At 67.1% G+C, this 4,305-nt stretch carries 3 protein-coding genes; 2 read left to right on the forward strand and 1 reads right to left on the reverse strand.

Annotated elements, in window-relative coordinates; all coding sequences use genetic code 11:
• The first annotated feature begins 123 nt into the window (after positions 1–123).
• Complete coding sequence (locus tag AC5JJ6_RS01030; RefSeq protein ID WP_496040253.1) at positions 124–1,026, forward strand: DMT family transporter; 903 nt, start codon at positions 124–126, stop codon at positions 1,024–1,026.
• Here AC5JJ6_RS01030 and AC5JJ6_RS01035 read toward each other — a convergent pair.
• Positions 1,015–3,216 carry a helicase-related protein gene (locus AC5JJ6_RS01035; RefSeq protein WP_496040254.1) on the reverse strand — a complete coding sequence of 734 codons (2,202 nt, stop codon included), beginning with the start codon at positions 3,214–3,216 and terminating at the stop codon, positions 1,015–1,017. The genes AC5JJ6_RS01030 and AC5JJ6_RS01035 overlap by 12 nt on opposite strands.
• Before the next feature lie 215 nt (positions 3,217–3,431).
• Between AC5JJ6_RS01035 and AC5JJ6_RS01040 the strand changes: the two genes are divergently transcribed.
• The coding region (locus AC5JJ6_RS01040; protein WP_496040255.1) for a hypothetical protein at positions 3,432–4,305 on the forward strand (874 nt) is incomplete at its 3' end.

Below are 4,305 nucleotides of genomic sequence, written 5' to 3' on the forward strand. Positions count from 1 at the left end.
GCGCCTGCTTGTCGGCTGCCGCTTCGCTTTAGACCGACCTACGAGGCAAAGATATTCTCACGATCGTTCTCTTCCATTATTGGTGTAGAATGCACCTCCCGATACGGTAAAGTGTCTGCGATCTTGTCTTCGAACCGACGTTTCTTCGATCAGGTCTGGCTGCTGCTGATGCTGCCGCCACTGTTCTGGGCCAGCAACGCCATCGTCGGACGGACGGTGGCGGGAACGGTGCCTCCCGTCGGGCTGGCGTTCTGGCGCTGGACCCTTGGTGCGCTGCTGATACTGCCCTTCGCGTGGCGGTACCTGAGGGCGGATGCGGACGTGCTGAGGCGGAACTGGGCGATCACCGTCGTCCTGGCGATGCTAGGCATCGGCGTGTTCAACACCTTCGTCTATATCGGACTGAACAGCACGTCGGTGCTGAATTCCGTCATGATGCAGTCGGGCATCCCGCCGCTGATCGTGCTGATGACGTTCCTGCTGTTCCGCGACAGGATTTCATCGGTACAGGGCGCCGGCATCGCCTTGTCGCTGGTCGGGGCGATGACGCTGATCTCCAAGGGCGATCCGAGCGCGCTGGCCCGGTTCGAATTCAACCCCGGCGACCTGTGGATCTTCGCCGCCGTCATCTGCTATGCGGGCTATACGGCGCTGATGCGGCGGCGGCCGGCCGTCCACCCCTTCAGCTTCCTGTTCGTGACCTTCGCGCTCGGCGCGTCGATGATCCTGCCGTTCTATCTGATGGAGAGTTGGAACGGCCACCCGTTCCGCCCGACCGCGATGGCGCTGGGCGCCACCGTCTATGTAGCGCTGTTCCCGTCGATCCTGGCCTATCTGTGCTTCAACCGGCTGGTCGCAGTGGCGGGGCCGAACCGGGCCGGGCTGTGCATCCATCTGGTGCCGGTGTTCGGCAGTCTGGCCGCCGTCCTGTTCCTGGGCGAAACGCTCCACCTGTTCCATATCGCCGGCATCGCGCTGATCGCGACGGGGATCTGGCTGGCGACCCGCACCGCCTCAGCGCGGTGACGGCGCCGGCTTCGCGGGCCTTGCCTTGCCTCCACGCTTCGGCGGCGGCGGACCCCGCCGGGCCTGATGGAAGCGGTGGGGCGGACGGCCGGAGTCGGTGCCGTTGGCGCGCTCCTCCTTCCGGACGGTGTGGCAGGCGTCGCAGATCTTGAAGCGGTGGTTGGCCTTCAATGTGGCGCCGCAGGACGGGCAGGCGCGCGGCAGGCTGCGGGCGGACAGCGTCCGCTCGATGAAGGCGTTCAGCTCCTGACGGCGCTCCAGGCAGAGGTCCATTTCCGGATAGGCTTCGGGGAAGCGGTAGGCCAGCCACGCATAGGCGGTCAGGTCCTTGACCGCCTTTTCCGAAGCTTCTAGCTCCACGTCGGTACCGGTCTCGTGGGTGAAGCGCCCGGCGGTGCCGGGGCTGGGGTTGGGCAGGCCCTTGCCTTGGTTGACCGCCCACATGCGCAGCAGCCGCAACTGGTTGGGATCGCGGACGTCGATCGGGCAGCGGGACAGCAGGTCGCGGGTCTCCAGCGGCAGCTTGGCATGGTCGACCGCCAAGGCCGCCTGAATGCGGCCTTCCAGATCGGTCATGCGGAAGGTCTGGTGGGCGCGCAGCAACTCCTGACCCGCCGTCCGAAGGACGCGGGCAAGGCTGTTGGTGCCAAGCTCCTGCGCGATGGCCTTGACGTGCGAGGTCGCCGGCGAGATCCACGGACGGGGATCTTCCGGATCGACCGGCTTGGAGGTCAGCGCGCGGCGGACGGGGTTGATGTTCTCCCCTTCCAGCACGGCGACCCGGCCTTCCTCGTGCATGCCGAAGCGCCCTGCCCGGCCGCCGATCTGGCGGACTTCGGGCGGCAGAAGCTCGCGCTCCTCCCGGCCGTCGAACTTGCGGGTGGTCGACAGGACGATGCGGGCGATCGGCAGGTTGAGGCCCATGCCGATGGCGTCGGTGGCGACCAGCACGTCGGCCTGACCCTCGCGGAAGCGGCGGGCTTCCGCCCGGCGCACTTCCGGCGACAGGGCGCCGTAGATCACCGCGACCGAGTGTCCCTGCTGGAGAAGCTGGGCGCGAAGCCCCAGCACGTCGCGGCGGGAGAAGGCGATCAGCGCGTCGGCCCGGCGGATCTCGCTCATCGCGACGCCGCCTTCCTGGACGCGGAGCGGCGACTTGCGGGTGAACTCGACGATCTCAAGCTCCTCCCCGGTTGCGGCGGCGAGTCGCTGGACATAGGGGATCGCGTCGGCGGAGCCGGTCATGATGATCTCGGACGCGGCCATGCCGGCGACGGCGGCCGTCCAGGCCCAGCCCCGGTCGTGGTCGCCGATCATCTGGATCTCGTCGATCACGCAGGCGTCCATAACGCGGTTGGTGTTCGCCATCTCGATGGTCGAGGAAACGAAGGCGGCGCCGGGGCGCACGTCGCGCTCCTCGCCCGTGATCAGGCTGCACATCTGGCCGCGCGTCTCGACCGCTTCCTGGCCTTCCAGGGCGAGCAGCCGCAGCGGAGCCAGATAGGCGCCGCTCCGTCCTTCCGCCAGACGGTCCATCGCGGCGTGGGTCTTGCCCGAGTTGGTCGGGCCGACGAACAGCCGGAGCTTGCGGATCATCGCGCGGGCGGCGGCGAAGCTGTCGAGATAGACGCCGAGGCCGGAAGCCGTTTCCAGCAGGTTGCGGCGGACGCGGACGCCAATGCGGGCCGCTGCCGTGCGGAAGGCTTCCTCGACGGCGTCGAGCAGCGTTTCCAGACGGGGGGTACGGCCGCCGAAACCCAGCACGCGGGCGAGGTCGTCGGAGAAGGCCTGGGGACGCCAGCTCTGGCCGAAGGCCGCCGCGCGTTCGGCGACCGACTCGACCCAGATGTCGATCCGGTCGGTGGCTTCCTGGATCTGGTCGGACCCCTTGACGGCGGCCTTCACCCGCTTGGCGAGCGCCTTGATCTCGTTCCGTCCGATGCCTTCCGGCGTTTCCAGCAGGTCGGCCACTTCCTGCTCGACATCCTCGACCGGACCGGTCGTGACGCGGAAGCGGGCCTTGAGCCGGCGTTTTGGGTCTGCGCCGGGTATGACGAAGTCATGCGCGCCGGCAATCGACCAGCGGGCCGGCACGATGTCGAACTCCACCTCGATCCCATCGCCGCGCAGAGTGGCGGCAATCGCCCTCAGGGCATCGCGCCGTTCCAGAGTGTCCGTTACTTCCGCCATCTCGCGACCATGTTTCCTGTAATACGCCCGTATTAATGGGCAACCCGTGCGCGGGTTCCCCTCGCATTGTATGCGGCGCACCCGGTATCAACCATCGCGAATGCGCGAAGCGCCGCCTGCGGGCCTGTTTATTCCATCCCGCCTGCTGGTAAAGTAGGGATGCAGGATCGCAATTGCACTGCAACAGTCCCGGAAATGAAGAAGATGGCGGGATTATGAGACGTTTTGGCCTGGGGCTGGCTGCGGTCGCGGCGATTGCGGCTTGTCTTGCGCTGGCCGTCTTCGCGATCGCACCGGACGATCTGCGCGATCCGACCGACGAGGAAATCCGCACCGGCATCCTTGGATCGGTGCGTCCGCTGGCTCTGCCGGAGGAACTGGAACGGCGGATTTCCGAAAGCCTGGAGGCCGACAGGCCGGAAGAAGCCGGAGACATGTTCGATCTGGCCGACCTGCTCGGCATCGCGATCGATCCGGCCCTGCGGCGCCGGTACGACGAAAAGCTTCAGTGGCTGCCAACCCTGATGCGCTCAGCCAGCGCTGGAACGCACGGCTTCGTGACCGGAGAGGGCGAAGGCACGGCGGGAGCGGTCGGCGCGGTGGTATCCGACCTGACGGTGGTCGGCGATCTGCGGGACGCGACGGCCCAGGCCGGACATTACCTGAACGACGAGCCGGTGGACGAAACGGTACTGGCGCTTGCCACGGCGGGCATCGGCTTGAGCGGGGCGGTGCTTGCCACGGGCGGCGGGGCGGTCGCGGTGAAAACCGGTGTTTCCCTGGCCAAGCTGGCTCATCGGACCGGCAAGATGACCAAGGGGTTCGCCCGCTCTCTCACCGAACTCGTAAGGCTGAGAGATACCGCGAAGCTTCAGGATGTCCTGAAGTCGGTCGGCGCCATAGCTAAGGCGGCGTCGCCGCGTGGCGCCCTGACGGTGATGCGGAATCTGGATCACGTGGACGAACTGCCACGGGCCGAGAAGGTCGCGGCGATGATGGGAAAGCCGACGGCCGGGCTGTTCAAGGTGGCGGGCACGCGGGTTTTCGACGGGTTCGCCAAGATAGCCGTTCGCTCGGCAGCAGCGGTCT

It is taken from the genome of Skermanella sp. (assembly GCF_059503625.1).

What these genes read in the sequence shown, in the direction of transcription:
- AC5JJ6_RS01035 (WP_496040254.1), bottom strand. Translation starts at nt 3,216, where the DNA reads ATGGCGGAAGTAACGGACACTCTGGAACGGCGCGATGCCCTGAGGGCG.